Origin of the sequence: Sphingomonas jejuensis (genome assembly GCF_011927695.1) — a bacterium.
GTDB lineage: Bacteria > Pseudomonadota > Alphaproteobacteria > Sphingomonadales > Sphingomonadaceae > Sphingomonas_K > Sphingomonas_K jejuensis.
This window is the reverse complement of record NZ_JAATJE010000001.1, coordinates 1319669-1344514: the sequence shown is the minus strand read 5'-3', so window position 1 is coordinate 1344514 and position 24846 is coordinate 1319669. Positions and strand designations below refer to the sequence as shown.

31 protein-coding genes are annotated in these 24846 nt (G+C 68.9%); all 31 read left to right on the top strand.

Translation table 11 applies throughout. From position 1 onward, the window contains the following. Positions 1-43 precede the first annotated feature (43 nt). The 31 genes from GGR88_RS06840 (at position 44) to GGR88_RS06690 (ending at position 24835) form a co-directional block, all read left to right on the top strand. Positions 44-337 carry a hypothetical protein gene (locus tag GGR88_RS06840; RefSeq protein ID WP_167953809.1) on the top strand — a complete coding sequence of 98 codons (294 nt, stop codon included), beginning with the start codon at positions 44-46 and terminating at the stop codon, positions 335-337. Positions 338-493: 156 nt separating this feature from the next. After that, entirely contained in the window at positions 494-715 is a 222-nt protein-coding gene (locus tag GGR88_RS06835; RefSeq protein WP_167953808.1) for a hypothetical protein, read from the top strand. Between the two features lie 82 nt (positions 716-797). Then, positions 798-1190 (top strand): LexA family protein, encoded by a 393-nt coding sequence (locus tag GGR88_RS06830; protein WP_280742258.1) that lies wholly within the window; start codon positions 798-800, stop codon positions 1188-1190. Continuing rightward, positions 1165-1815: a hypothetical protein gene (locus GGR88_RS06825; protein WP_167953806.1), complete on the top strand. Its 651-nt coding sequence runs from the start codon at positions 1165-1167 to the stop codon at positions 1813-1815. Before GGR88_RS06830 ends, GGR88_RS06825 begins: the two co-directional genes overlap by 26 nt. 140 nt (positions 1816-1955) lie before the next feature. Further along, a complete protein-coding gene (locus tag GGR88_RS06820) occupies positions 1956-2267 on the top strand; it encodes a hypothetical protein (protein ID WP_167953805.1) in 312 nt (103 codons plus the stop codon). After that, on the top strand, positions 2264-2422 hold the full coding sequence (locus tag GGR88_RS06815) for a hypothetical protein (protein ID WP_167953804.1): 159 nt from the start codon (positions 2264-2266) through the stop codon (positions 2420-2422). The genes GGR88_RS06820 and GGR88_RS06815 overlap by 4 nt, the downstream gene beginning before the upstream one ends. Then, positions 2419-3057, top strand: a complete 639-nt coding sequence (locus tag GGR88_RS06810; protein ID WP_167953803.1) for a DUF3164 family protein — start codon at positions 2419-2421, stop codon at positions 3055-3057. The genes GGR88_RS06815 and GGR88_RS06810 overlap by 4 nt, the downstream gene beginning before the upstream one ends. A 71-nt stretch (positions 3058-3128) precedes the next feature. Then, the gene (locus tag GGR88_RS06805) at positions 3129-3371 is read left to right on the top strand and encodes an HNH endonuclease (protein ID WP_167953802.1); all 243 of its coding nucleotides are present in this window, start codon (positions 3129-3131) and stop codon (positions 3369-3371) included. A 184-nt stretch (positions 3372-3555) separates the two neighbouring features. Further along, a complete protein-coding gene (locus tag GGR88_RS06800) occupies positions 3556-3978 on the top strand; it encodes a terminase small subunit (protein WP_167953801.1) in 423 nt (140 codons plus the stop codon). After that, entirely contained in the window at positions 3975-5495 is a 1521-nt protein-coding gene (locus GGR88_RS06795) for a terminase large subunit (protein ID WP_342449738.1), read from the top strand. Before GGR88_RS06800 ends, GGR88_RS06795 begins: the two co-directional genes overlap by 4 nt. Positions 5496-5504: 9 nt before the next feature. Further along, on the top strand, positions 5505-6758 hold the full coding sequence (locus GGR88_RS06790; RefSeq protein ID WP_167953800.1) for a phage portal protein: 1254 nt from the start codon (positions 5505-5507) through the stop codon (positions 6756-6758). After that, entirely contained in the window at positions 6751-7626 is an 876-nt protein-coding gene (locus tag GGR88_RS06785; protein ID WP_167953799.1) for a S49 family peptidase, read from the top strand. Before GGR88_RS06790 ends, GGR88_RS06785 begins: the two co-directional genes overlap by 8 nt. Positions 7627-7715: 89 nt before the next feature. After that, positions 7716-9041 carry a phage major capsid protein gene (locus GGR88_RS06780; protein WP_167953798.1) on the top strand — a complete coding sequence of 442 codons (1326 nt, stop codon included), beginning with the start codon at positions 7716-7718 and terminating at the stop codon, positions 9039-9041. 71 nt (positions 9042-9112) lie between these two features. Further along, positions 9113-9568 carry a hypothetical protein gene (locus GGR88_RS06775; protein ID WP_167953797.1) on the top strand — a complete coding sequence of 152 codons (456 nt, stop codon included), beginning with the start codon at positions 9113-9115 and terminating at the stop codon, positions 9566-9568. 12 nt (positions 9569-9580) lie between these two features. After that, positions 9581-10069 carry a hypothetical protein gene (locus GGR88_RS06770; protein ID WP_167953796.1) on the top strand — a complete coding sequence of 163 codons (489 nt, stop codon included), beginning with the start codon at positions 9581-9583 and terminating at the stop codon, positions 10067-10069. Positions 10070-10134: 65 nt separating this feature from the next. Next, on the top strand, positions 10135-12720 hold the full coding sequence (locus GGR88_RS06765; protein ID WP_167951674.1) for a hypothetical protein: 2586 nt from the start codon (positions 10135-10137) through the stop codon (positions 12718-12720). A 10-nt stretch (positions 12721-12730) separates the two neighbouring features. After that, positions 12731-12955 (top strand): hypothetical protein, encoded by a 225-nt coding sequence (locus tag GGR88_RS06760; RefSeq protein ID WP_167953795.1) that lies wholly within the window; start codon positions 12731-12733, stop codon positions 12953-12955. Continuing rightward, the gene (locus tag GGR88_RS06755; RefSeq protein WP_167953794.1) at positions 12948-13457 is read left to right on the top strand and encodes a head-tail connector protein; all 510 of its coding nucleotides are present in this window, start codon (positions 12948-12950) and stop codon (positions 13455-13457) included. Before GGR88_RS06760 ends, GGR88_RS06755 begins: the two co-directional genes overlap by 8 nt. A 2-nt stretch (positions 13458-13459) precedes the next feature. Then, entirely contained in the window at positions 13460-13801 is a 342-nt protein-coding gene (locus tag GGR88_RS06750; RefSeq protein WP_167953793.1) for a phage head closure protein, read from the top strand. Continuing rightward, on the top strand, positions 13798-14298 hold the full coding sequence (locus GGR88_RS06745; RefSeq protein WP_167953792.1) for an HK97 gp10 family phage protein: 501 nt from the start codon (positions 13798-13800) through the stop codon (positions 14296-14298). Before GGR88_RS06750 ends, GGR88_RS06745 begins: the two co-directional genes overlap by 4 nt. Further along, positions 14295-14690: a gp17 family tail completion protein gene (locus tag GGR88_RS06740; protein WP_167953791.1), complete on the top strand. Its 396-nt coding sequence runs from the start codon at positions 14295-14297 to the stop codon at positions 14688-14690. The genes GGR88_RS06745 and GGR88_RS06740 overlap by 4 nt, the downstream gene beginning before the upstream one ends. A gap of 67 nt (positions 14691-14757) precedes the next feature. Beyond that, entirely contained in the window at positions 14758-15180 is a 423-nt protein-coding gene (locus GGR88_RS06735; RefSeq protein WP_167953790.1) for a phage tail tube protein, read from the top strand. Next, positions 15180-15629 (top strand): GTA-gp10 family protein, encoded by a 450-nt coding sequence (locus GGR88_RS06730; RefSeq protein ID WP_167953789.1) that lies wholly within the window; start codon positions 15180-15182, stop codon positions 15627-15629. Before GGR88_RS06735 ends, GGR88_RS06730 begins: the two co-directional genes overlap by 1 nt. A gap of 143 nt (positions 15630-15772) precedes the next feature. Then, the gene (locus GGR88_RS06725; RefSeq protein WP_167953788.1) at positions 15773-19390 is read left to right on the top strand and encodes a tape measure protein; all 3618 of its coding nucleotides are present in this window, start codon (positions 15773-15775) and stop codon (positions 19388-19390) included. Further along, a complete protein-coding gene (locus GGR88_RS06720; RefSeq protein WP_167953787.1) occupies positions 19390-20001 on the top strand; it encodes a hypothetical protein in 612 nt (203 codons plus the stop codon). The genes GGR88_RS06725 and GGR88_RS06720 overlap by 1 nt, the downstream gene beginning before the upstream one ends. Continuing rightward, the gene (locus GGR88_RS06715; protein WP_167953786.1) at positions 20001-20666 is read left to right on the top strand and encodes a hypothetical protein; all 666 of its coding nucleotides are present in this window, start codon (positions 20001-20003) and stop codon (positions 20664-20666) included. The genes GGR88_RS06720 and GGR88_RS06715 overlap by 1 nt, the downstream gene beginning before the upstream one ends. Next, positions 20663-21067, top strand: coding sequence for a DUF6950 family protein (locus tag GGR88_RS06710; RefSeq protein WP_167953785.1), 405 nt, complete (start codon positions 20663-20665; stop codon positions 21065-21067). The genes GGR88_RS06715 and GGR88_RS06710 overlap by 4 nt, the downstream gene beginning before the upstream one ends. Beyond that, positions 21067-23532, top strand: coding sequence for a phage tail protein (locus tag GGR88_RS06705; protein ID WP_167953784.1), 2466 nt, complete (start codon positions 21067-21069; stop codon positions 23530-23532). Before GGR88_RS06710 ends, GGR88_RS06705 begins: the two co-directional genes overlap by 1 nt. Continuing rightward, the gene (locus tag GGR88_RS06700; RefSeq protein WP_167953783.1) at positions 23532-23840 is read left to right on the top strand and encodes a hypothetical protein; all 309 of its coding nucleotides are present in this window, start codon (positions 23532-23534) and stop codon (positions 23838-23840) included. The genes GGR88_RS06705 and GGR88_RS06700 overlap by 1 nt, the downstream gene beginning before the upstream one ends. Continuing rightward, positions 23840-24586, top strand: coding sequence for a hypothetical protein (locus GGR88_RS06695; RefSeq protein ID WP_167953782.1), 747 nt, complete (start codon positions 23840-23842; stop codon positions 24584-24586). The genes GGR88_RS06700 and GGR88_RS06695 overlap by 1 nt, the downstream gene beginning before the upstream one ends. A gap of 72 nt (positions 24587-24658) precedes the next feature. Further along, positions 24659-24835, top strand: a complete 177-nt coding sequence (locus tag GGR88_RS06690; protein WP_167953781.1) for a hypothetical protein — start codon at positions 24659-24661, stop codon at positions 24833-24835. The last annotated feature ends 11 nt before the right edge of the window (positions 24836-24846 follow it).

Sequence of the window (24846 nt, the reverse complement as noted above, 5' to 3'; positions counted from 1 at the left end):
CCGCGCTTTCCTACATGCGTGAGCGTTCGGCATATGTTCCAACATGGCCGCGAACGTCCGCCTCGATGACCTCTTCGATCTGACCCGGCGCGAGTGCCAGCTGCGGGTGGTCTGCGGTTGCGGCCGCGAACAGGTCTGGGACGCGGCGCGGACCTCGCGCTATTTCATGCTGCGGGCGTGGAGCACGCAGCTGGCCCAGATCGGGCGGCACCTGCGATGCGCGCGGTGCGGTGCGCGGCCCGCAAAGGTGCTCCCGACCAAGCTGCCGGCGCAGGACGATCCGTGGCCGACCACGCCCTGGGAGTGGAAGCAGCTTCATCGGCGGCTGCGTGGCTAAGGGCGGGGTATCGAGCGGGTATCATGCCCGCTTTGCTGGTCAGGAACGGCGGAAAAGCGCGGTGCCGGCGGGGGCAGGGCGGACACTTCCTCCGCCGTGGTCGGACGCGCAGCGCTCCAGACTTGCGCGCGATCGCCGTTCCGGGGACGACCGGATATGTCGATCCGCCCCGCCATCCACTTCGTCGCGTTCCGCGGCGACGAATACACGGCGGCCGTGCGGATCTGGGGCGTGCCCGACTTCATCCATCGCCGGTGGGATCGGCGCGCGCAGCGCGAAATACACCCGCTCGACACCGTCATATTCGCCAAGGGCACGGAGCGCGACGAGCCGGCACGCTTCAACGGCAACGACATCGACGAGCCGCCGGAGGCTTGACGATTCGCCGTGCGCGCCGCTCGCTCTGGCGCAGGAGGCCTCCTTCACCCTATGTTCCGTTTCCGGGGAGTAACGGGTGGGCATGAGCGTTCCAGCGACCAGCAGCGTTCGGCCTCCGCCACGAAAGCTGGCGGCGTTGGCCTTCATCGTCGAATATATCATCCAACGCCGGTTCAGCCCGTCAATGGACGAGATCCGCGCGCATCTTGGCGTGAGCAAGCAGCGCGTCGGCACGCTGCTCGCCCAGCTCGTCAAAGACGGATCGATCGAGCGGCCGATGGGGACGCAGCGCGCGATCGTCGTGCCCGGCCTCATGGTGGAGATCGCTAAGCGCGAGCTGCGCGCGGTTGGCTGGGTGGTCGACGAAGACATGAAGCGCGCGCGCTTCGCCGCCCCGTTACCGCAAGACAATCTCGCGCTGGTCGCGATCATCGAGCACGTGCCCGACGATGCGCCATCCCGTCACGAAGCTTGAGCCCCTCGCCATCGCACCGTTGAGGGAGGCGCAGCGCGTCGCCCACCTGGTGCTCGGCAACCCGCGCCCCGCGCCGAGCCTGCCCCGGAAGCCGGAGGGCATGTCCAAGCAGGAGTGGAAAGCGCGCAAGGCCGCGCTGCGCGTCGCCGGCGCCACGCTGCTGCCCGGCGTCGAGGAGCCCGTCGCCAGGCGCGAAGCCTGGTCGCACAAGGCCCAGGGCACGCCGGAGACGCACGCCCATGCCGAGGCCGAAGCGCGACGTGACGGCGCGCTGGCCCGCCTGCACGTCACCGGCGCGATCGACGCGCACCAGCTGGCGGCGGCGGCCGAGATCGCGCTGGCGCACCAGGCGCTGACCGCCGACGTCGCCGTGCGCACCGCAAAGCTGGAGCCGCGCTCCACCGGCGGCGGGCCCGACGCCGCGTCGGCCGAGCGGATCGCGGCCGTTATCCGGGACCGCGCCTACAGCGATTGGCGCGCGGCCGTCGCGCCGCATGCCGCGATGCTGCTGACGATCATCGTCGACGACATCGGCGTGACGATCGCCGCGCGCCGATCGCGCATGTCCAACCGGCGCGCGCGCGCGATCCTAGTGTCGGCGCTGAATCGCTGGCGGCGCGGCTAGGGGTTTACTTGCGTCAACTTCACGCAAGTGAACGGCGAAAAGCGGTCACCCAACCGGCAGAAACGACCCCGCCACAGCTGCATCCGGCGCCCGTGCACCCTCATGTGAGGGCACTGGGCCGGCCAACCGGGAGGCGCATCTTGACCGATCACTCCCGCTCGTTGGTTCGTCGCCACAGCTTGCCTGTCGCCGCACGCCGTTCCGTCGGCAGTGCGCCCGCTCAGCCGCGTTCGGACCTGGCCGATCAGCTCGAGGCGATTACCCCGCGCTTCGACGCCCTGACCCAGCGGGCGCGGCTGAGCGCCCCGGATCGCGACGTCGCGACCTACCACGATCTGGAAGAGATGGCCCAGGCGGTCTGCCGCGACATCATGGCCCCCTTCCGTGGCGGCGAGCAGCCGACGGCCGCGCCCCTTTATCGCAGCCCAAACGGGAAGGTGGTGGTCTGGTGAAGAGCATCCCCCGTCAGCAGCTGCAGCGTGTCGTCGACGCCGGCCATCCGGACACCGCCCTCGTCGGCGTGCCCGTCAGCCTGCTCCGCGAGATCCTGAGCGTCCTGCCCGTCGACACCGTGGGCAAGGTCGCCAACGAGGGCCTGGGCGGATGACCGACACCTCGCATCCCGGCCTGATCGAGGTTGGCGGCACGTCCTATCTGCGCGACGCCAAGGGCGCGCTGGTGCCGCTGCATGCGATCAAGCCACAGGATCTGCTCATGGACGAGCAGGTCCGCTCCATCATGGTGCAGGCCCGCGCGATCGGCGCGCTGATCCGCAAGTTCAAGGTCGACACGTTCGCCGCTGTGGCCGTGCTGCAGGCGCTCCTCGCTGACCACTATGGCGCTCCACGTGGCGGGGCGAAGGGCAACATCACCCTGACATCATTCGATGGGTGCCTGAAGGTGCAGGTCCAGGTTGCCGACCTGATCGAGTTCGGCCCCGAGCTGCAGTCCGCCAAGTCGTTGATCGACGAGTGCCTGGGCGAGTGGGCACAGGGCGGCAGCGTGGAGCTGCAGGCCCTGATCAACCGCGCCTTCCAGGTGGACAAGCAGGGCCAGATCAACCGGGCCGAGCTCTTCATGCTGCTGCGCACCGAGATCGCCGATCCTCGCTGGATGCGAGCGATGGAGGCGATCAAGGACAGCATCCGGATCATCGGGTCGCGCCAGTACGTCCGCTTCTACGAGCGGGACGCGCATGACGCCGCCTGGCGTGCGGTGTCGATCGACATCGCCACCGCCTGATCTAAGGGGTGCCTAAGCGGGTCGCTGAGAGGAAGCGGGGCAGGGCAGGGCAGCAGCAGCGAGCCCGGCGGATGGAGCGGACGCATTGGCTATGCGAGCTCTGCCTGGCTCAAGGCGTCACCCGCGCCGCCACGGTGGTCGACCATGAGCAGCCGCTGGCGCTTGGCGGCCTCGATGTCGACGAGAACACCCGCAACGTCTGCGACGAGCACAACCGGAAGGTGACGGCCGAGCAGTTCGGACATCGCGAACGTCTCGCCTTCGGCGCCGACGGGTTGCCGCTCGACCCCCTCGACCCCTGGCGCGCCGCGTAACATTGTTGCGCGACCCCCCGGGGGGGGGTCAAAAGCCTGGGGGGTCCGCCTGGGGACACCGACGGCCCCTGTAATTTCAGCGCTAATACAGTTTTTGCTTCGCTGGTACGGCCTGGACGATGAGGGGGGTGCGATGGGCGGTCGGCGGCAGCGCATCGACAGCGCGGCCGCGGCCGTCACGGTGATGGCGGCGAGCGCGCGCGAGCTGTTGCCGCCGACCTCCGTGCGGCTCCGGCCGGGTGATCTCCCTTACTGGAACGCGGTGATCGCGGAACGCGCGAAGAGTGAATGGACGGATGCGGACCTGCACGTCGCAGCGAGTTTGGCGCGCGCGATGGCCGATGCCGAAATGATCTCCGCCTTTGCGGTGGGGCGGAATGGCCGGGTCAGCGTAGCCAAGGTGATCGGCTCTATCGCCGCCTCGGACAAGCTGGCGCGCCGGATCGTCACACTGCGCCGCGCTCTCGGCATCGACAGCCGTTCGAAGCATGGCGAGCAGCGTGACGTGAACAACCGCCGGGAGGCCGCGCAGGAGATCGAGAGCGGCGTCAACGCCTACAGTGGCGATGACGACGACCTGCTCGCGAGACCTTCGACGATCCAGTGACGCCGCCGTCCCGCGGCGGTCGGGTCATCCGCTTCGTGGAGAAGTTTTGCCTCGTTCCCGAGGGAAAGCTGATCGGGCAGCCGATGCGGTTGGCCGACTTCCAGAAGCAGTTCATCCTGGACGTCTACGACAATCCGGCGGGCACGTCGGAAGGCATCCTCTCCATCGCGCGCAAGAACGGAAAGACCGGCCTGATCGCCGGCATCCTCCTGGCCCACCTGGTCGGACCGGAGGCGCGGCTGAATAGCCAAATCGTCTCGGGCGCGCGCTCGCGCAAGCAGGCAGCGCTGGTGTTCGGCCTCGCCTACAAGATGGTCAAGCTGAGCCCCATCTTGGATCCGCTCGTTCGTCCCGTTCCTTCGGCGAAGTCGCTCGTCGGCATCGCCAAGAACGTTACCTACGAGGCGCTGTCGGCCGAGGGTTCAACCGCACACGGCCTGTCGCCGGTGCTGGCGATCCTGGATGAGCTTGGGCAGGTTCGCGGCGACCAGGACGACTTTGTCGAGGCGGTAGAGACCGCCTCTGGGGCCTATGACGATGCCCTCCGCCTGATCATCTCGACCCAGGCGCCAACCGATGCCGACATGCTGTCGGTGAAGATCGACGACGCGATTGCGTCAAAGGACCCGAAGATCGTCTGCCACGTCCATGCGGCCAAGCCGAACGCGGATCTGGCCGATCCGGAGGCGCACCGTGCCGCCAACCCGGCAATGGGCATCTTCCGGTCGGTCGTGGAGTTCGAGGCGGCCGCCGCGAAGGCGGCGCGGCTGCCATCCTTTGAGAACAGCTTCCGCAACCTCTACCTGAACCAGCGGGTGAACCGGTTCTCCCCGTTCATGGCGCCGGGAACATGGGCTGCCACCAACGGACCGGTAGACGAGAAGGTGTTCCTGACCTCGCCTGTCTATGGCGGACTGGACCTTGCCGAGACCACTGATCTCACCGCTTTCGTGCTGGTCGCGCAGGACGAACAGGGTTGCTGGCACGTCAGACCATGGTTCTGGAAGCCGGGAGCTACGGTCGATGATCATGGCAAGCGGGACCGGGTGCCTTATCCTCGATGGGTCGATGAAGGCCTAATCGAGACGACACCAGGCGTCGCGGTCGATTACGAGTTCGTCGGGCGTCGTCTGGGCGAGATCTGCGCCGGGATGGACGTCCGCCGCATCAACTTCGACCGGTTTCGCTTCAAGACCCTTGAGCAGCAGATGTCGAAGCTTGGGGTGGTGCTGCCGTTCGAGCCGTTCGGTCAGGGGCATGTCTCCATGGCGCCGGCTATGGACAGCACGGAAATCGCCTTCCTGAACGGAAAGGTTCGGCACGGCGGCAACCCGGTCCTGACGATGTGCGCTCGCAACGCGGTCGTGGATCCGAGCCCTGCCGGTGACCGGAAGCTCAACAAGGCGAAGTCGACAGGTCGCATCGACGGAATGGTCGCCCTCGTGATGGCGCTGGGAGCGGCCACCGGCGGCCAGGAAGCAGCGCCGAAACCGAAACCGCGCATGCGCATGTTGTGAGGAGGTCAAATGGGCTTCATCGACCGCCTCTTCTCCCGGATCGGCAACGACCTTGCGCCGGCGGCATCACGGCCGGAGCCCGACAACGTGGTAGGCCAGAACCTGGTCGATGGCCGCTTCTGGGGAGGCGAGGGGTTGCCCTTCGGCGCCGGCGTCAGCAGCGCGTCGGAGGCTGCGAAGGTGTCGGCCGTCAATTTCTGCGTCGGCATCATCGCCGACACCGCCGGCGGCGTCTCGGTCGACCTGATCGAGAAGGATTACCGCCGCTCCGAGCTCGAGCTCGCCGACGTGCTCGCCTACGCGCCCAATCCGCTGGAGACCGGTGCCGAGTTCTGGTCGAGCATGGTCTACAACGGGGCGCTGCGCGGTGCCGCGTTTGCCGAACCGGTCTCCACCGGCGAGGGGCTGGAGATCTGGTCGCTCGATCCGCTCCGCACGACCGTCGACTGGAAGGATCGTTCCTTCCTGCTGACCTACCAGGACGACGGCGGCCTGGCGCGCCAGCTGGGACCGGCGGACCTCTTTTGGTTCAAGGGCCTGTCCGACGCCACGCTGCGCCCTCTGACACCATGGCAGATGGCGCGCGGGTCGCTCGACTTCGCGATCGCGCTCGAGCGGCAGGGACGGACCTTCTTTCAGAACGGCAACCGTCCCGGCGGTATCGTCACCGCCTCCGGCGAGCTCACGGACGAGCAGTTCGCGCACACCAAGAAGGCGATCGACGGCTGGAAGCCGGGCAAGACCGCGCTGCTCGAGGGCGGCATGGACTACAAGCCGATCTCCGAGAACAACAGCGACAGCCAGCTGGCGGAGCTGATCACGCAGCGGACGGTCGAGCTGGCGCGCTACTGGCGCATCCCGCTGTCGATGGTCGCGGAGGTCAGCGCCGGAAAGGCGAACAGCGAGCAGCAGGCGCAGGACTTCGTCAAATACACGATCCGACCGCTGACCCGGCGGATCGAGCAGGCGATCAGCCGGCGTCTGCTGACCGCCGACATGCGCGCCGCCGGCATCCGGGTCCGGATCAACCTCAATTCCCTCTTACGCGGCGACAGCGCAACGCAGTGGAAGAACGCGGTGCTGGCGCGAACCGCGAGCCTGATGTCGGCCGACGAGCTGCGTGTCGACTGGTTCGATATGCCGGCGATCGGCGAGGCCTGGTCGCGCGACGCGCGCACCCCGCTCAACAGCAATCGCGCAGCCGACACGATCACTGGCGGCCAGACAGCGCCGCAGGACCAGGTGGAGACAGAAGATGCGTGAACGAGCCAGCGCATCGACCCTCTGGGCGATGCACCCGACCTTCCTTGCCGACCATCTCGCTCGCGAGACGATCGAGGCCAAGGTGCCTGACAGCCTGGCCGGCTTGGCCAGCATGTTGAGCGGCCGGCAGGAAGCGGTGAAACCGGCGGACCCGATCCGCGAGGGCGCGACGCTGATCCTGCCAATCACCGGCCTGCTGCACCCGGTCGGACTGTCGGGTCGGACGTCCTACAACTGGATCTCCGATCGAGTGTCCGAGGCGGCGGCCGACCCGAAGGTGGGCACCATCATCCTCGCGATCCGCAGCCCGGGCGGCTATGTTTGGGGCTGCGCCGAGGCGGGCGACGCGATCTTCGCGGCGCGCCAGGTCAAGCCGGTGGTCGCCGTCGCCGACCCATATTGCTTCTCGGCCGCCTATTGGCAGGCGAGCCAGGCGAGCGCCTTCTACTGCACCGGCAGCGGCGAGGTCGGATCGGTCGGCGTTCGGTCCGGACACGTCGACATGTCCGGCTTCGAAGCCAAGATCGGCATGGCGACCACGCTGATCGCTTCGGACCCGGAGAAGATCGCCGGCCACCCCTATGCTCCGCTTTCGGACGAGGACCGTGCGGAGATCCAGGCGTCGGTCGACCTGTCCAACACCGCCTTCGTGGCGGCGATCGCGCGCGGCCGCGGCATCAAGGCCAGTGAGGTCGCCGGCATCCATGGCCGCGGCAAGACCTTCCAGGCCAGCCAGGCGCTGGCGAACGGCGCCATCGATGGTGTCGCCTCTCTCCGCGACGTGGTCGCCAAATACGGATCGAGCCGCAACCGGCTGGCGCTGATGCGCCAGCGCGCGGCGCTGCGCGGCCGCACCGCCAGCATCTGAACCCCGCTCCCCCGAGCGGATGAGCTGAGGCCGCCTTCGGGCGGCCTTTTTCGTGGGCGCGCGCGCCCCCTTCACGAGGACCTTAACCGATGAACCTTGCTGTCCTGAAGAACGAGGCGCGCGCGACCGCTAAGCGCCTGGAAGACCGCCTCACGACCGCCATTGGCGAGAACCGCGACCTGACCGCGGAAGAGGAGACCGAGAACGCCAAGGACGAGGCTAACCTCGCGCGTCTCGAGAAGCAGATCGAGGCGGCCGAAAAGCTGAACGCTCGCATGGCGAAGTTCGGCTCCGCCACCCCGACGCCGAGCTCGGCGCCCGCTGGCACCGTGCCGGCTCAGGCCGCGCCGTCGCAGATCGTGATCGTCGGCGCCGGTGCCTCGCGCGCGCGTCTCGAGGATGGTGGCTTCACGCATCTGGCCGAATTCGCTTCGGCGGTGCGGCTCGCCAACCCGGGCGCCGGCCAGGCTTACCGGGTCGACGATCGCCTCGCGGCGCCGACCAACGTCCACATGGAGACCGGCGACGCCGCCGGCAGCTACCTGGTGCCGCCCGAGTACCGGCAGCAGATCGTCGACCTGGTGTTCGGCGAGGAGGATCCGTTCCTCAACCTGATCTCGCCCGATCCGACGTCGTCCAACACCGTGATCGGCCTGGGCGACGAGACCACGCCGTGGGGCACGTCGGGCATCCAGGCGAACTGGCGCGTCGAGGCCGAGCGGATGGATCCCAGCCGCTTCGCCCTGACCCCGCGCGAGACGAAGCTCAACGAGCTCTACGCCTTCGTGCTGGCGACCGAGGAGCTGCTCGAGGACGCACCGCGCATCGGCACGCTGCTGACCACCAAGGCCGCGGCCGCGATCCGGTGGAAGGCGTCGGACGCTTTCATGTACGGCAACGGCGTGGGCAAGCCGCTGGGCTACATGGCCTCTCAGGCGCTCATCACGATCGCCAAGGAGGCGGGCCAGGCGTCGGACACGATCGTCGCCGACAACGTCGCCAAGATGTACGGCCGCGTCATCAACCCGCAGCAGGCGGTTTGGCTGGCGAACGGCGACATCATGCCCTCGCTGATGAAGATGAAGAACGAGGCCGATCAGCCCGTCTGGCATCCGAACTATGCCGTGGCGCCTGGCGGCACGCTGCTCGGCCGACCGGTGCTGTTCACCGAGCATGCCCAGACGCTGGGCGACGTCGGCGACCTGCAGTTCGTCAACCCCAACGGCTACGAGGCCTTCCGCAAGCAGAACGGCGTCAGCTTCGCCGACAGCATCCACCTCTACTTCGACTACAACATCCGGGCGTTCCGCTGGATCTTCCGGATCGGCGGCCAGCCCGTCCTGTCGAAGCCGGTGGAGCCGGCGCACGGCATCCGCACCAAGTCGCACTTCGTCGCGCTCGAGGAGCGCGCCTGAGGCGCTGAGACGGTGGGGCCGGTGACGAGCCGGCCCCGCTTCCTCTTCGACATCAATCAAGGATCGGATCGATGAACGCTCTGCTTTCCCCATCCGCGCGCATCGGCGTCGTCGCCGCGATCGCGCCCGCCAGCACCAACCCGGGCTCCGTCTCGTCCGCTTGGATCGACATGCGCGACAACTTCGGCCTGCTGGCCGTTGTGGCCGCCGGCACGCTCGGCGCGGCCGCCACGGTCGATGCCAAGTTCGAGCAGGCGACCAGCGCCGGCGGCGCGGGCGCCAAGGACGTGCCCGGCACCGCGATCGCGCAGCTCACCAAGGCGAGCGGCGACGACAACAAGCAGGCTCTGATCAACCTGCGCCAGGAGAACCTGGATCGGAACGGCGGCTACCGCTTCGCCCGGCTGACCGTCACGGTCGGCACCGCCGCCTCGCCGGTTTCCGGCGTGGTGCTCTGTACCGACCGTCGCTTCGGCGATGCCACCGCCACCGATGCGGCGTCTGTCGACGCCATCGTCGGCCAGTAAGGAGCGGCGGCCATGATCAAGTTCCTGGTCGACTACACGACGAAGGCGTCCGAGCCGGAGGCGTTCACGGCCGGGTCCGTGATCGATGGCCGCCCCCCTGCCTCCGAGCTGCACTTCGTGTCGCGTCGGGTCGCCGCGTTCCTGGACGCCGGCGGCCGACTGACCGATGCGTTCGGAAAGGAGCTGGAGGATCCATTCGTCCAGGCAGCGGACCAGGGTAGCGCCGCACCGCCGCCGGCGCTCCCTGACCCGCTGGACGGCATGAACGGCGCGCAGCTCCGCGAGGCCGCGAAGCTCGAGAAGGTGACGATCGGCATTGGCGTCACGCTCGACGGCATGCGCAAGCTGATCCGCGACAACCGCGCCGACCTGGCGAAGCTCGATCGCGACGTGCTGATCGCGGTGGCGGCGGCCGAGCAGATCGAGATCTCAGCCGAGGCGGACGACGCCACGCTGCGCGACGTGATCAGCGCAGCCCGGGTCGCACGCGCCACCGCCTGAGACCCCGCCGGGCTGCTTCGGCGGTCCGGCCACCTTCCTTCCGATCCTGACCTGCGAGGCCGCCGATGCCGATAACGCCTGATTTTGACCTCGGCCTGGTCGACACCTTCGAGGGTGCGCCCGCCGGTCAGCTGCTCAGCGCGCGTCCGGACTGGGAAGTCGGCCGCGCCGACAACAGTGGTGCCGGCGCAGCCGCGGCCTGGAAGATCAACGGCGGCCGCGTTCGGGTCTATGAGGACTACGAGGCCCCGATCGCCGCGCGCTACGGTCCGGCGACTGTCGTGAACCGCTTCCGCTGGACGTGGGAGATCCCGCCGGAGGGCTTCTCGTCAGCAAGCTTTGACCGGTGCGGCGCCGTGATGTGGTGGAACGCCGGCAGCTTCCTGCAGATCAGGTTCCAGCCGGCAAACAATCGCATCCTGGTGTCGGGCGGCGGCTTCAACAACTTCTATCAGGTCAATCAGCACGGCGCTGACGGCGGCGTTCTGTTCACGCAGATCGTCCCGTCGAACAACTGGGTGTCGACGACACCGACGATCCTGGTCGAGGCGTCCCTAGACGGCGCGGGCGCGCTGCAGATCTACGTCAACGGCGTCTACGTCCAAGCCTACGCCGGCAATGGCTCGCCGCTCCCGGCGATCGATGTCTCGGCCTATACCGGACCGAAGAGCGGGAAGGTCGGCCTCTACGCCGAGACGTCGGAGTCCTTCACCAACGGCAAACCTATGGCGAACGAGTTCGCCATCCCCGGCCTGACCTGCACCCGCCCGGCGGTGCCGCCCGCGCTGCCGCGCTCGCCGAGCGGGCCGCGGCGGATCACCCGAACCATGACCGCCGCCGGCGGCACGCCGCAGTCGGGCATCCACCGCATCGTCTCGGCCGAGACCGGCGAGGTGGTGCGCGATTGGGATATCGGCATCGCCAGCAGCGTCTCGGGGCAGGAAGTGACGCAGTCGGTCGACGTGCCCGTCGGGCGCACCGACGACGAAGCCTGGGACATCGAGTGGGGCGTCGTCTTCACCAGCGGCAAGGCGGCCAAGGCGCTGTCCCCCACGCGGACCGCATGCGGCTTCAGCTTCTGTGTCGGCGGCCAGAGCAATGCTGGCGGCATGCAGACCGCCGCTCGACCCGGCGGGGCGCCCGCCATCCTCAACCAGGCCTACGCGCTTTGGAACGCCGGCGACGATACCTGGCGCTACCGCGGCATCGATGCGCCCGGCGCCATGAACTTCATCAACGACATTGCGTCGGAAGTCGCCAAGCTGCTGAACATGCCCGTCATGGGTTGGGCATGGGGCGCCTATGCGGCGTCGCTGACCGCCCAGCTGCCCGGTGCCGGCGGCTGGGACGGCCCGGCGCCGAGCGGCATCGCGTTCGAGGACATGAAAGCGCGGGCGAACGGCTACACGCCGGAGATGCTCGTCGTCTTCCAGGGCGAGAACGAGGCGGCCGGCGCCGACGGCGACGCCGGGGCGGACAACTGGCCGACCCATCTGAACACGCTGAGGAACGCCTTCCGCGCCGAGGGCGAGTTCCCGGAGGCGCCGATCGTCGTGGGTGTCACCGGCAAATATGCCAACGACACGCCGCCGATAGGCTCGCCTGCGGCCTGCCGGCGATACTGGAACCGCCTGCAGGCCGCGCAGAAGACGGTCGGCAGCGCGGCTCTGAAGACGTCGGTCGGTTGGGAGTCGCTCGGCGTGCCGCGCGATCCCGATGACGCCTACCACTACAACTACGCTGCCTACATCCAGCTGCTGAAGCGCATCGCCTGGGCGATCGTGCGGGCGGCCGGAGGCTCGGCACCGGATGGCCGCGGGCCGTTGCCGACGTCGGCAACGGTGTCGGGCTCCGACCTGATCATCGACCACAACCTGAATGGCGCTGCGTCGCTCTCCGGGTCGGCACTGACCGGCTATGAAACGTCTCCGGACACGAGCGGCGAGACCTTCAGCGCGGTGTCCGCTTCGGACGCGGCGGTGATCCCGGGGACGACGCAGGTCCGCCTGACGGGCCGTGGCACGGCCAAGCGCTGGCGGTCCTACTACGGCTACAATCCCGACGACACGAGCATGGCGCGGGGCGCGTATAGCGGTGGAGACACGATCCCGGCGCAGGCACAGACGACGCCGATGGCGGTCACCAGCGGCGGCACCCCGACGCCGACGCCGACGCCGACGCCCACTCCGACGCCCACCCCAACGCCCACTCCGACGCCTGGTCGCGGGACGATCACGGCACGGCCCGAGTGGACGGTGACCTTCAAGACGCTGCAGTCGGCCGCGGCGCGGGGAGCGGGCGTGCCGCTCGGCGCGGAGATCCTGCCGGCGCCGATGGATCCGCACACCCGGCGGGACATCGCCTTCAGCTTCGCCGACGTGCTGGGCGAGGGGGTGGAGCTGGAGAGCATCACCTCGATTGTCGTCAACGCGGCAGGTTATCTGCGCGGCTTCCGCGCCATGAGCGATCCGGCACCCTTCCTGTCGACAGACGGCCAGATCGGGCAGCTCCGGGCAGAGATCGTGGCGGAGCGCCGCAACGACGAAGCCTTCAACGGGTCAGGCACGCAGGCCGACATCACCGTGTCGGGCCTGCTGCCCGACGGGCAGAGCGTCGAGTTCACCTTCGTCACCACCCTGCGCAACCTCTGAGGAGCCGTCCATGCTGCTGAACCCGGGCAAGATCGTTCGCCTGCAGATCGAGGGCGTGCACGACGGCGACGCGGCGATCGTCCAGGGCGAGCTGGCCTTTGCCGCCAACCGTACCGGCAAGCGTCCGGAGAGCGCGCGCTTTGCGATGATCGACGGCGACCGGGTGCGGATCTCCGCGCCGGCGCTCAACAAGCGTGCCGGCGTCTACGAGGCCCGGATCGAAGCCGATGGCTGATCCGGCCTGGGCGGACCCGGCGCAGCAGCTCGAGCTGCTGAAGCTTCACCTGCGCATCGATGGCGAGGCGCAGGACGACCTGATCAAGCTCCACTTCGAAGCGGCGATCGACGAGCTCGATGGCGAGGGCGGCCGGCTGAACCGGTCGCTGCTGCCGACCACGCGCGAGGCCATGCTGTCGCCGGCGCATGAGGTTCAACCGCTCCCGCTGCGCCCGATCGTCGAGATCGAGGCCGTGGAAGAGCGTGTCGCCGGCGTCTGGACCGAGATCGACAAGGAGCCGTTTGCAATCCAGGGCGACCACAGCATCGTCCAGCCCGATCCGGTGCTGGGAGGCCGCGAGCGGCGCGTCCGGTACCTGGCGGGCTATGCCCAGCTGCCGGCGCGCGTCATGTCTATCCTGCTGCTGCTTGTGGAGGAGAAGATGTTCGGCGAGGAGCCGAACCGCACGCGCTCGATCAACAGCCAGATCAGCTCTTTCCGCCTCGCCGGACTGGCCTGAGCATGGCGCGGGCGCTGACACCCGGCGACTATCGCCATCGGGTGACGATCGAGCGCCAGGGTGAGACACCGAACGGCCGGGGCGGCCGCACGGTCAGCTGGGCACCGATCGCACGGGCGGCGACGGTCTGGGCGCAGGTGCTCGCCCTGACCGGCGACGAGGCGCTCCGCAATCTGGCGGTCGCTGCCCGGCAGAGCTGGCGGGTGACGATCCGCTGGCGTGACGACGTGCTGCCGACCGATCGGCTCGTCTGGGGCGAGCAGCTGCTCGACATCAAGGCCTTGGCGCCAACCCCTGATCGCCGCGAGCTGGTCCTGATCTGCGAAAGCGGGCTGAAGCGGTGAGCCGCACCAAGGTTTCCAAGCTCGCGAAGCGGGTGCTGAAGACGTTTCCGGATCGGCTGCAGGACGAGATCGCCGGCGAGCTGAATGACGGCGGCCAGGCACTGGCTCGGGCCATGCAGGCTCGAGCGCCGAAGAAGACGGGCGCGACGATCCGGGGCATCTCCTTCCGGGTGCTCGCCAAGACGCTGCGCCTGCGGGTCGGCCTGATCGGTACGCCTCGCGGCCGTGCGAAGCTGTTCTATGCGAGGATCCAGGATCTCGGCCGACGCGCCCAGAACGTGCGGGTTGAACGGCGGAAGCGGGGCATCTTCAAGCGTCTTGTGGGTGGTCGCAAGCCGGCAGAGGACATCGCCGGCACCTACACCATGAAGGTTCCGGCCATGGCGCCAAAGCGCTTCGTGACGGGCCGCTTCACCAACGTCCGCCGCATCATGAGGGGGCGCCTCCTCAGAGCCTATGACCGGGCCATGCGATCGGCGAAGGGAGCGGGCGCATGAACGCACTGAGCGCGGCCGAGCTGGCGCTGTTCGAGCGGCTGAATGGCGCGATCGCGGCGGCCGTCTACCAGGACGTGCCCGCAGGCGTCGGGCTTCCGTTCGTGAAGCTGGGCGACATGACCGCGAACCGCCTGGGCGGGAAGGACGATCCGGACCGGCTGCTGACCGTCAACATCGGCCTGGTGACCGAAGGGCAGGAGCGTAAGCCCGCGATCGACCTCGCGGCTGCGATCGAGACGCTGCTCGACGGCTTCGAGATCGACGTGCCCGATGACGAGGACGGCACCAGCTGGCGACTCGAGATGAGCTGGGAGCGCACCGACCTCGCCGAGGACGACGAGCTCGACGCCTATCTCGGCTCGATCGACGTGGAGGTTCGCGCGCTGCGCTGAGCGGCGCGGCAACGGAAATGGTGGCGGGCGGCCTGGTGACAGGTCGCCCTTTTTCATGGAGTGAACAATGAAGCTTAAGGGCAACGACTATCGCCTGTTCGTCGGCAACGCCGCCGGCACCACGTTCGCGCAGCCGGCAGGTCAGGGCAACCTGACCCGCAACGGCGGCCGCAACTTCACGTCGAACGCGACGAAGGACACGGAAGGGTATGACACCCAGACGCCGGGCCTGCGCACGCTGACGCTCACCCTGCAGCTGACGCCGTCGCTGCCGGATGCGGACGGCTACTCGCGAATGGAGACGCTCAACGTCTCTGACGAGACCGCGATCTACCAGATCCGCAAGAAGCCCTTCGCCGAGGAAGATGTCGTCTTCGCGGCGTCGATGTACACCACGCTCGACGACACCGCCTTCAACCAGGGCGAGTCCGTCACCGTCGGCACCACGCTGACGCTGGCCGAAACGCCGACCGTCGACGAGCTGTCGTGATGGACGCGCCCACCGACCTCAACGAGCCGGTGGGCGCGCCGCCGCCGGCGGCGGACCTGCGCGGCCAGCTCGACATCGACCTGGCCGGGCAGAGCTATCGCCTGCGGCCCTCATACGAGGCGATCATCAAGGTCGAGCGCGAGCTCGGCCGCGGCCTGATCCAGCTGTCGTCCCAGGCCGACCTGGGCGCGCTGTCGCTCGGGGACGTCGGCACGATCGTCACCCGGCTGATCCAGGCCGATGACGATCGCGCCGCGCGCTGGTCGACCGCGCGCGTCGGGCAGCTGGTCTATGCCGAGCAGGGTGGCCTTGATCGCATGCAGGCCATGCTGGCGATCGTCTTGGCCGAGGCTGCCACCGGCGGCTGCACGGCGGAAGGCGAGCTCCGACCGGGGGAAGCGATGACGTTGGGGACGACCGCGATCCCCGACGTCGCCTCGCAGGATTAGCGGCGGCGGCGCTCGGCTGGAGCGCGGCCGAGTTCTGGGCATCGACGCCGACCGAGTTCTGGTCGGCCTGGGAAGGATGGCGGGAAATGAACCCGCCTCCGAAGACGGCGCCGACCGGCTGATCCATTGAAGAGGAGGGCACGATGGCGGAACGCACCGACGTCAAGGCCCTGATGCTCGAGGTCGACGCGCGCATCGAGCTGCTGCGTGCGAACCTGCGCGCCGGTGACGGCGTGATCGATCGCTTCGCCAAGTCGGCCGACACCAAGCTCGCACGGGTCGATAGACGCTTCGCAGGGCTCGGTCGCCCCGCGACCGGCATGGCGGCGCACGTCCGCCAAACCAATGCGGCAATCCAGTCGATCGGCACCACTACGGCGAATGTGGAGGCGCAGGTGCGGCGATCGGCCGGCGGGATGCGCACCGCGCTTCTCGCGTCGGCCGGGACGCTCAGCGCCGTCTTCACTGCCGACCGCGCGGCCGCCTTCGCCGACGCCTACACCCGCTACACCAACCAGCTGAAGGTCGCAGGCCTCGAGGGCGAGGCGCTGTCGCGCGTCCAGGAGCGCCTATTCCAGACGGCACAGCGCTACGGGGTCGAGCTGGAGGGCGTCGGCACGCTGTTCGGCCGCCTCTCGCAATCCCGGGTTGAGCTCGGGGCGAGCGAGGCGGATCTGCTGCGGTTCACCAATGGCGTTGCCGCTGCGCTGAAGGTCCAGGGCGGCGATCCGGCGGCGGCGCAGGGCGCGCTGCTGCAGTTGTCGCAGGCGATGGGCGGCGCGATCGTCCGGGCTGAAGAGTTCAACTCGATCAACGAGGGCGCTCGGCCGATTTTGCAGGCGGTGGCGAACGGCATCGAGCGATTCGGTGGATCGGTGACGAAGCTGCGCGGCGAGGTCATCGAAGGCAAGCTCTCCAGCCAGGAGTTCTTCCAAGGCTTCCTCAACGGATCCGCCCAGCTTGAGCAGCAGGCGACCCGGGCGCAGCTGACGATCGGCGCGTCGTTCACCGTCCTCAACAATGCTCTCGCCAAATATGTGGGCGAGGCTGATGCCGGCGCGGGCGCGACGTCGCAGATCTCAGCCGCGATCGTCGCGCTGGCAGACAATCTCGACCTGATCGCGCCGGCCCTGGCGTTGATCGGCGTCGGGTTTGCCTCCCGGTTCGCAGTCGGTCCGATAATGGCCGCGGTCGCAGCAGCGTCGACGCTGCGGACGGAGCTGACGTCTCAGAACCTCGTGCTGCTCGCGGGAAAGACGGCCCAGGCCCAGCGTGCGCAGGCTGCAGCTGCCGCGGCGGCGGCCGAGGTCGCGGCGATCGAGGCGACCATCGCCGCGCGCCGCCAGGATGCCACCCAGCTCGCCGCTAATCTGACCCTGATCGAGCGGCAGCGCGCCGAGGCGCTTCAAGCGCAGGCGGCGGTTCGGGCAAATGCTGCAGCCGGGTTCGGCACGGTCGGCGTGACCCGATCGGTCCCTGACGCAGCGCGCGCCAACCAGGATCTCAAGGCGCAGATTACGACCAAGCGCGCCCTGGCCATCGCCAACGCTGAGATCGCCGCTTCCGAAACTGCGCTGGCGGCAGCTCAGGCCCGCGCAGGCGTCGCGGCCCGCGCCTCGACCGAAGCCACCAAGGCGGCCACCTTGGCCGCGCGCGCTGGCGCAGTTGCCACCAAGCTTCTCGCCGGCAGCCTCGCCTTAGTGGGTGGACCTGTCGGCCTCGCCGTGCTGGCGATCGGTGCGCTCGTCACGGCGATCCTGACCTACCAGGACACTACGCGCGATGCGGCAGCCGATCAGCGCCAGCTCGAGGAGAACACCCGCAAGCTGAACGAGACGCTCGCCGGGCTGGCGTCGACGGGACGCGCGGCCGCCGGCGGTGTTTCGGCGGCTGGCAACGCAGCCGCCACCGGTGCCAACCAGATGCTGAGCTTTGCCGGCGCCGTCGGCGAAGCCGCGCGACAGCTGCAGATCCTGGCGCAGCGCCGGCGGGACGAGCAGAAAGCATCGCTGGTCGAAAGCTATGGCGCCGCCCAGGTCGATGAAGCGCGGGCGCAGGCCCGCCTCGACCGGATCAATCTTCGTCGGTCCCAGACATCGACGGCGGGTTTCCGCGCAGCGCCGATCATGTTGTCTCCGCAGGAGCGTGCCGAAGAGGCGAGCGCAATCGCCGCACGCGACCAGGCGCGCGCAAACCAGGCCGCTGCTGCCCGCGGCTATTCCGCTCTACGCCGGCGTCCGCTCGAAACGGAGCTCACGGCCGTCGATCTGAATGGCGGCCGCGACGTTGACGGCGAGCTCGCCCGCACGCGTCGCGACCTGACGATCGCCCGCCAACGCGGCAACCGCGCCCAGATCGCTGACCTTCAGGCGCAGCAGTTCGAGCTGACGCAGTTCAAGAAGTACCGGGCCGACGGCTTGTCCGCTGAGGCGGCGCTTTCCCAGGCGCAGCGCGACGCGGCCGACTTCCGCTCGGCAAGTGGCGAGCGCTTGGCTGGTCGGGCTGCAGCGGGTGCCCGGCGCGAGACGGCCGCGGCGGCTCGGCAGGAGGCGGCTGCGGTCCGCGACGCTGCCGGCGACGCGCGTGCCTACGCCTCGGCCGAGCGCCAGGCGGGTAACGACATCGCTGCCGCCCGGGCCGAGCTCAGCAACTCCGCCGTCGAGCGTGCCGCGATCGAGAAGGCTCGCATCAACGCGGAACGGATCAACCGCAACGACGAGATCGAGACCCAGGGACCGGGTGGCCTGCAGCGCTTCACCGCCGCGCAGGTTGCCGCCCTGCAGTCGCTGAACGACCAGCGTGCCGACCTCGAGACACAAGCAGTCGACCTCGCCGAACGGCGCCGGATTGACCGCGAAGCGCTCGAGGTGCTGCAAGCCGGGTTGGGCAACCAGCAGGATCTGCTGCGCACCCAGGCGAACCTCGCCCGCACGTCCGACGAGCGCCGCGCGCTCGAGCTGCGGATCCTCGACATCCAATATGACGAGGAGCGGGCGCGGCTCCGCGCGGTGACGGTCGCCAACGGTGCGACCGATGCCGAGGCGCAGATCGCCCAGGCGCGGCTCGCCATGCTCGACCAGCTGAAGGCCGGCGATCGCGAGAGCATCCGCCGCAACACCGCCGGGCCGCTCGAGAGCTACATCGATGCTCTGCCGCAGAACGCCGCGGAGGCCGCGGAGGCGGTGGAGGCGATCGCGGTCGACAAGCTGCGGAGCCTGAACGACGAGATCCTGGACGTGCTGACCGGCGCGAAGTCGATCGAGGATGCCTTCGGCGACATGGCGCGCTCGATCATCGCCGATCTGGCGCGAATTGCCATCCAGCAGGCCATCATCAAGCCGCTGGCCGAAAGCCTCTTCGGTGGAATGGATGGCGGGAGCAGCGGAGGCGGCTCGATCTTTGGCAGCCTCGGATCGCTCCTCAGCGGCAGCAGCCTGCCAGGCCGCGCCGGCGGCGGATCGGTCTACCCGGGTCAGGACGTCATTGTCGGCGAGCGCGGCCCGGAGCGGGTGCGCTTCCGCCAGTCGGCGCGCGTCATCCCGCACAGCGGGCTGCGCACGCCCGGCGTGAGCCGAGCGGAGGCGCAGCGCGCCCAGGCCCCGACGCCGATCGTGCGGATCGAGCCGTCCCCCATGTTCGACGTGGTGGTGGACGGCCGCGCTCGCGCGATCGCGGAGCCGCTGGCGGTGCAGGCGGCGCAGCAAGGCGCCCAGGCCGGCTTCGAGGCGGCGATCGGCACGATCACGAGACAGGGGCTCTGATGGCGATCATCCCGCTTCCCGACATCGCCTTCCGCTCGGTCAAGTACCGGCTGCAGGCACCCGCGCAGGTCAACCGTTCGGCGTGGACCGGCGCGCGGCAGGTGATGGGCTTGCCCGGGCCAACGCGGCTGAGCCTGACAGCCGAGCATGTCCCGATCCGCGGCGAGGAGCGGATGCTGGCATGGCGCGCCTTCTTCGCGCGGCTTTCCGGCCAGGTGCACACGTTCCGCATCCCGGTGACCGAGCGAGCTCAGATCGATGCCGAGATCACCGCGGTGGTGGCGGCGGTGCCGTCGGCTTCGTCGATCACCATCACCGTCGGTCCTGCCGACTTCCGCACCACGAACCGGCGGCTGCTGCGGGCCGGCCAGATCATCACCGTGGCCGATCAGCCGCTGATCCTGGCGGCCGACCTGATGACCGGTGGCGCCGGCGGCGTCACAGCCACGGCCGACTTCCGCCCGCTGCTCCGTCGATCGCCGACGATCGGCGCGCCGGTGGTTCTGCACCGGCCAACGGCGCTGGTGGCGCTGGACAGCGACGTGTCGGAATGGGGCGTCGATCCCGGCCAGCTCTACAGCTTCTCGATCGAGGCCTCGGAGGCGTTCTGATGGCAACCAGGCCGGACAGCGCAGCGCAGCTTCAGCTGCGCCAGGAAGTCGTGCGCCCGCGCTTCCTGGCGTGGCTCGACCTGGTCGGCGAGCCGATCCGCGCCACCACCTGGCCGACCAGCCTGACGCCTGCCGGCACCGGCGATCCGGAGCTCGACGGGCACGAGTTCATGGCGCTGGAGCCGACCCTGGTCGAGGTCGGGCCGGTCAAGTTCGGAGAGAGCGGCGCCGACACCGTTACCTTCTCGCTGTCCGGCCTGATCCTGCCCGACGAGGAGCTGCTCAACACGATCGGCGACACCGCCAACTGGCAGGGTCGGGTCGCGCGGCTCTGGCAGGGCGTCGCCGATGCCGCCTGGGCGCCGCAGGGCACGATCTGGGCCTACTACACCGGCTACATCGTCAACATGAAAATGGACGTCGAGCCTGAGGGGGCGAAGGTCCGGGTGCAGGTCGAGAACTACCTGGCGTCGCTGTCGCCGCCCAGCTTGCGCAATTACCTCGACCAGAAGGAGTTCGATCCGGAGGACGAGTCTGCCGCCGCGGCGATCGCCGTCGCCAACGGCGGCTTCGCCACCGGCGTGTCGACGCCGACGGGCGGGGGCAGCGGTGGCGGGCGCACCACCACGGCCAGCTACCTCTACGAGCGGATGCAGAGCCGATGAGCCGCGTCGCCACTTGGGAGCCACGGCTGCACGCGCTGATCACCGGCGCCATGCATCGACCCTTCGCATGGGGATCTCACGACTGCGCGCTTTGGGGCGCTGACATCGTGCTCGCGCTGACCGGGACCGATCATGGCGCCGCCTTTCGCGGCACTTATGACGATGCCGCCGGCGCGGCCGCGGCGCTGCGCACGCATGGTGCCGGGACGATCACGCGGACCTTCGACCGTCACCTGGAGCGGATCACACCCGGCCTCGCGCAGCGTGGCGACCTGGTGATGATCGGGAACGGGCGCGCCGGCTCGATCGGCGTCTGCATGGGCGCGCTCGGGTGGTTCGTCAGCGACGAGGGTCTGATCTCGAAGCCGCGGCCGGAATGGTCGCGGGCCTGGAGGGCCTGATGGCGAAAGCGGTCAAGAGCGTCGCCAGCGTCATCGGCACGGTCGCCGGCGTCGTCGCGACGGTTGCCAGCTTCATCCCGCCGCTCGCGCCGATCGCGGCCGCCGCGCGCGCGGTCGCGCTCGGCGCCAGCCTGGTCGCCGGCGTCGCTGGCATGCTGTCGCCCGCGAAGGCGGCGAGCCGCGGGACTGGCGAGCGCCTGCAGGCATCGCTGGTCGCGTCGGCATCGCGCCTGTCGGTCCATGGCCGGACCGCGATGGGCACGGACGTGCGCTACGAGGAGTTCGTCGGCGCCGAGCAGGAATATCTCTGGCGGGTCTTCGCGGTAGCCTCGCACCGCGTCCACTCCATTCAGGAGCTGTGGCTCGACGCGAAGCTCGCCTGGTCCAGCGCCACCGGCGTGGCGGCCGAGTTCGCCGGCTACCTGCAGGTGACGCCGATCCTCGAGGCGACCGCCACCAACACCGTCTACATCAGCCCGCGCTGGAGCGCGGCCACGCGGCGCCGGCTGACCGGCTGCGCGCTGCTCTATGTCCGGTTCAAGCGGACGGGCAACAGCAAGAAGGCGGAAAGCCCGTTCGCGCAGGCGATCACCAACCGCGTGACGATCGTCGGCGAGGGTCGGCTCTACTACGATCCTCGCCGCGACAGCACGGTCCCGGGCGGATCGGGCACGATGCGTGCCGACAACCAGGCGACCTGGGCCTATACCGTCGGGAGCGACGCGATCGGCCGCAACGGCGCGCTCGGCCTGCTCAACCAGCTGCTCGGCTGGCGCATCAACGGCAAGCTGGCGGTCGGCCGCGGCACGCCGCCGTCGCGGCTGGACCTCGCCAGCTGGATCACCGCCGCCAACCTTGCGGACGAGGCGGTGGCGAAGGCCGCCGGCGGCACCGAGCCGCGGTACCGGACCGACGGTGTCGTTACGGAAGACGAGGAAGGCTCCGCGGTCATCCAGCGCTGGGAAGGCGCCATCAACGGCCGCCTGATCGATGATGGCGGGCGCCTGTCGCTCCGGATCTGGCACAACGACCTGGCGCTGCCGGTCGCCCACTTCACCGCCAGCGACGTGCTCGGCGGCGTGCTGTGGGAGCCGACGCTCAGCCTGGATGAGACGCGCAACGTCGGTCGCGGCCGCTACATCGATGCGTCACCGCAGGCGCTCTACCAGGCCGTCGACTATCCTCACATCACGATCCCGTCACCCGACGGTATCGACCGCGTGCTGTCGGCCGACTTCGACCTCGTTCAGTCGGTCGGCCAGGCGCAGCGCCTGATCAAGCAGCGTCTGCAGCGGATGCTCTACGGCGGCCGCTTCACGGCCGACTTCCGCGCCGTCGGCTGGGGCGTGAAGCGTGGCGACGTCATCACGCTCGACTTCCCGCATCTCGGCTTTGTCGCCAGGCTGTTCCGGGTGCTTGAGCGGACGATCTCGCTCGACGGCCGCTGCCGCATGGTGCTGCTGGTCGAGCATCCCTCGATCTACGCCTGGGATCGCGAAGAAGCGCCGGCGGTGCAGCTGCCGGAGCCAGACATCTACGATTGGCGCAATTACCCGCTGCTTGCGGCGCTGGATGAAGTGGAAGCGCGGCCAGGGCCGGCCGGGCCAGCCGGGCCCGCGGGGCCTCCCGGTGAGCGCGGCCTTGACGGGCAGCAGGGGATCCAAGGACCACCTGGCGCCGGCGGACTGTCCGAGCGCATCCATCTCGCCTATGCGAACTCGGCCGACGGCGTGCTGGACTTTACGATTGGGGCTGCGGACGGCCGGCGCTTCATCGGGGTCTATGTCGACCAGGCCGATGCTGACAGCCAGGATCCTGCCACGTACACTTGGTCGCCGTGGAGGGGATCGGACGGCGCGAACGGCATCCCGGGTGCCGCCGGCGCGAACGGACAGCCGACCTACATCCACTTCGCCTACAGCAATGCGCCGAACGGCACCGTCGACTTCAGCATCGATGATCCCACCAACCGACGGTACATCGGCGTCTACACCGACCAGACCCTCGCCGACAGCCCGAGCCCTGCCTCTTACACCTGGTCGCTGATCCAAGGGCCGCAGGGCGTTCAGGGCAACCCTGGCGCTCCCGGTGCTCAAGGCGTGCAGGGCATCCAAGGTGTCCAGGGCGTGCCCGGACAGGTCGGCCCGGCTGGACGAGCGACGATTGTCTACAATCAGGATGCTCAGCCGACGAGCGGCATGGTCGCCGGCGACGTTTGGCACCGTCCGACGTCCAAGGAGCTCTATCGCTTCGACGGCACCTATTGGCAGCGTCTGCTCGGCAACGTGGCCGCCCTCGACCAAGTTGATGCTAACCACATCAACGTCACCAGCTTGTCGGCGATCAGCGCCAACATCGGCACCTTCACGACGCAGGATGCGCGCGGCTCGATGTATATCTCAGGCCCGCTGATCGAGGCGCGCCATCCGAACGGCACCCTGGCCTTCCGGATCGGCCTTCCCTGATGCTTCAGGTTGTCGATGTCGCCGGGAACACGATCGTCGACACCAACACCGCGGTGGCGCTGATCGTCGGGGAGGCGGTGATCGGCGGCCCGGGCTCGCCTAAGTCGGGCACCATCACCGATCCGCGGCTTGCGCTTGGCGATCCCTTCATCGTCGTGATCAGCGGCGGCCTGGCGCTCAGCGGTGGAGCTCCAAATAATCTGCCCGCCTTCTCCTTCAGCGGTGGCACGCTAACCTGGTCCTATGCAGATCTGAACGCATCGCCGGATAGCCGGGTGCAGTCCCGCTTCCTCTACGGGGTGCGGTGATGGCGGCGGTGTTCCAAGTGTTTCGCGCCGACGGCAAGCTGCAGTTCGACGCCAGCCTGCCGACCTACAGCTTTGTCGGCAAAGGATCGAAGGCGACGCAGGCGCGGTTCGGCTCCAACACCGCGCCCAGCACGCTGCTGATCCCTGCGGACAGTCGCCAGATGATCGCGCTGCGCGCACCCTTCTACGTCGGCCGCTCCGGGATCAGCGGCTCGGACCAGGTCTTCCATACCGAAGGCCCGGTCGGCTCGATCGTCGATTACTGGATCTTCGCGGCAACGCCGACAATCCAAACGCCCCCATCTTCGGTAGGCATCTGGCTCTTCGACGAGCAGGGGCGGATGACCTACAGCAGCGACCTGAAGGTGCTGCGCGTGGGTGGGCTGCTCAGCCACAGCGAGGGCGAAAACAACGTCGCCACGCTGCCGGCAGGGCGAACCTACGCCACGATCTACCCGTCGTTCTCGGGTCATGGCTACGAGACCGAGGAGGTCCAGGGCGACGGTGGTCCGGTCATCATCGACCCGGGCAACCCGGGAGAGCCGGGTCGGGATCAGCAATGGTACCGCCGGGTCAACGGCAAGCTCTACGGAACCAGGTGGGATGGCAGCACCTGCGACACCGGCGAGGTGTCGTTCGACGATGTCATGGGCCTGATCAACTACGGCTCCCAGCCTGATCCCGCGCGCGAGTTCTGGCGGAACGACATGGTCAACGCGCTGCTGGTGGACGTCACGCACCTCTGATCGATCAGATCCGCGTCGGCGTCGAGCCGGCACGATGCTCGCCGGGGCGATCCGGCATCCAAGGAGACCACCATGAAGCTGTTGCTGCTCTCGGCAGCGCTGCTGGCGCTTGCCGGCTGCGAGACGTCGCGCACCGTTCCTCCGGTTACCCACCCCGGCGGGTCGGGCGAGCCTTGCCTTCCTGCGCAGAACGACCAGCCGATCCTGGTCGAGATGCCGACCGACGCGCATCCCTGCCTCCTTCCATGACGCTGGCGATC

Excerpts from the sequence above, each read along its gene's own strand:
- GGR88_RS06720 (WP_167953787.1), top strand. The coding sequence starts at position 19,390 with ATGGCGATCATCCCGCTTCCCGACATCGCCTTCCGCTCGGTCAAGTAC.
- GGR88_RS06775 (WP_167953797.1), top strand. The coding sequence starts at position 9,113 with ATGAACGCTCTGCTTTCCCCATCCGCGCGCATCGGCGTCGTCGCCGCG.
- GGR88_RS06755 (WP_167953794.1), top strand. The coding sequence starts at position 12,948 with ATGGCTGATCCGGCCTGGGCGGACCCGGCGCAGCAGCTCGAGCTGCTG.
- GGR88_RS06730 (WP_167953789.1), top strand. The coding sequence starts at position 15,180 with ATGGACGCGCCCACCGACCTCAACGAGCCGGTGGGCGCGCCGCCGCCG.
- GGR88_RS06800 (WP_167953801.1), top strand. The coding sequence starts at position 3,556 with ATGGCGGCGAGCGCGCGCGAGCTGTTGCCGCCGACCTCCGTGCGGCTC.
- GGR88_RS06825 (WP_167953806.1), top strand. The coding sequence starts at position 1,165 with ATGCGCCATCCCGTCACGAAGCTTGAGCCCCTCGCCATCGCACCGTTG.
- GGR88_RS06835 (WP_167953808.1), top strand. The coding sequence starts at position 494 with ATGTCGATCCGCCCCGCCATCCACTTCGTCGCGTTCCGCGGCGACGAA.
- GGR88_RS06750 (WP_167953793.1), top strand. The coding sequence starts at position 13,460 with ATGGCGCGGGCGCTGACACCCGGCGACTATCGCCATCGGGTGACGATC.
- GGR88_RS06810 (WP_167953803.1), top strand. The coding sequence starts at position 2,419 with ATGACCGACACCTCGCATCCCGGCCTGATCGAGGTTGGCGGCACGTCC.
- GGR88_RS06780 (WP_167953798.1), top strand. The coding sequence starts at position 7,716 with ATGAACCTTGCTGTCCTGAAGAACGAGGCGCGCGCGACCGCTAAGCGC.
- GGR88_RS06715 (WP_167953786.1), top strand. The coding sequence starts at position 20,001 with ATGGCAACCAGGCCGGACAGCGCAGCGCAGCTTCAGCTGCGCCAGGAA.
- GGR88_RS06785 (WP_167953799.1), top strand. The coding sequence starts at position 6,751 with ATGCGTGAACGAGCCAGCGCATCGACCCTCTGGGCGATGCACCCGACC.
- GGR88_RS06830 (WP_280742258.1), top strand. The coding sequence starts at position 798 with ATGAGCGTTCCAGCGACCAGCAGCGTTCGGCCTCCGCCACGAAAGCTG.
- GGR88_RS06700 (WP_167953783.1), top strand. The coding sequence starts at position 23,532 with ATGCTTCAGGTTGTCGATGTCGCCGGGAACACGATCGTCGACACCAAC.
- GGR88_RS06765 (WP_167951674.1), top strand. The coding sequence starts at position 10,135 with ATGCCGATAACGCCTGATTTTGACCTCGGCCTGGTCGACACCTTCGAG.
- GGR88_RS06790 (WP_167953800.1), top strand. The coding sequence starts at position 5,505 with ATGGGCTTCATCGACCGCCTCTTCTCCCGGATCGGCAACGACCTTGCG.
- GGR88_RS06740 (WP_167953791.1), top strand. The coding sequence starts at position 14,295 with ATGAACGCACTGAGCGCGGCCGAGCTGGCGCTGTTCGAGCGGCTGAAT.
- GGR88_RS06695 (WP_167953782.1), top strand. The coding sequence starts at position 23,840 with ATGGCGGCGGTGTTCCAAGTGTTTCGCGCCGACGGCAAGCTGCAGTTC.
- GGR88_RS06710 (WP_167953785.1), top strand. The coding sequence starts at position 20,663 with ATGAGCCGCGTCGCCACTTGGGAGCCACGGCTGCACGCGCTGATCACC.
- GGR88_RS06735 (WP_167953790.1), top strand. The coding sequence starts at position 14,758 with ATGAAGCTTAAGGGCAACGACTATCGCCTGTTCGTCGGCAACGCCGCC.
- GGR88_RS06690 (WP_167953781.1), top strand. The coding sequence starts at position 24,659 with ATGAAGCTGTTGCTGCTCTCGGCAGCGCTGCTGGCGCTTGCCGGCTGC.
- GGR88_RS06760 (WP_167953795.1), top strand. The coding sequence starts at position 12,731 with ATGCTGCTGAACCCGGGCAAGATCGTTCGCCTGCAGATCGAGGGCGTG.
- GGR88_RS06805 (WP_167953802.1), top strand. The coding sequence starts at position 3,129 with ATGGAGCGGACGCATTGGCTATGCGAGCTCTGCCTGGCTCAAGGCGTC.
- GGR88_RS06840 (WP_167953809.1), top strand. The coding sequence starts at position 44 with ATGGCCGCGAACGTCCGCCTCGATGACCTCTTCGATCTGACCCGGCGC.
- GGR88_RS06770 (WP_167953796.1), top strand. The coding sequence starts at position 9,581 with ATGATCAAGTTCCTGGTCGACTACACGACGAAGGCGTCCGAGCCGGAG.
- GGR88_RS06725 (WP_167953788.1), top strand. The coding sequence starts at position 15,773 with ATGGCGGAACGCACCGACGTCAAGGCCCTGATGCTCGAGGTCGACGCG.
- GGR88_RS06705 (WP_167953784.1), top strand. The coding sequence starts at position 21,067 with ATGGCGAAAGCGGTCAAGAGCGTCGCCAGCGTCATCGGCACGGTCGCC.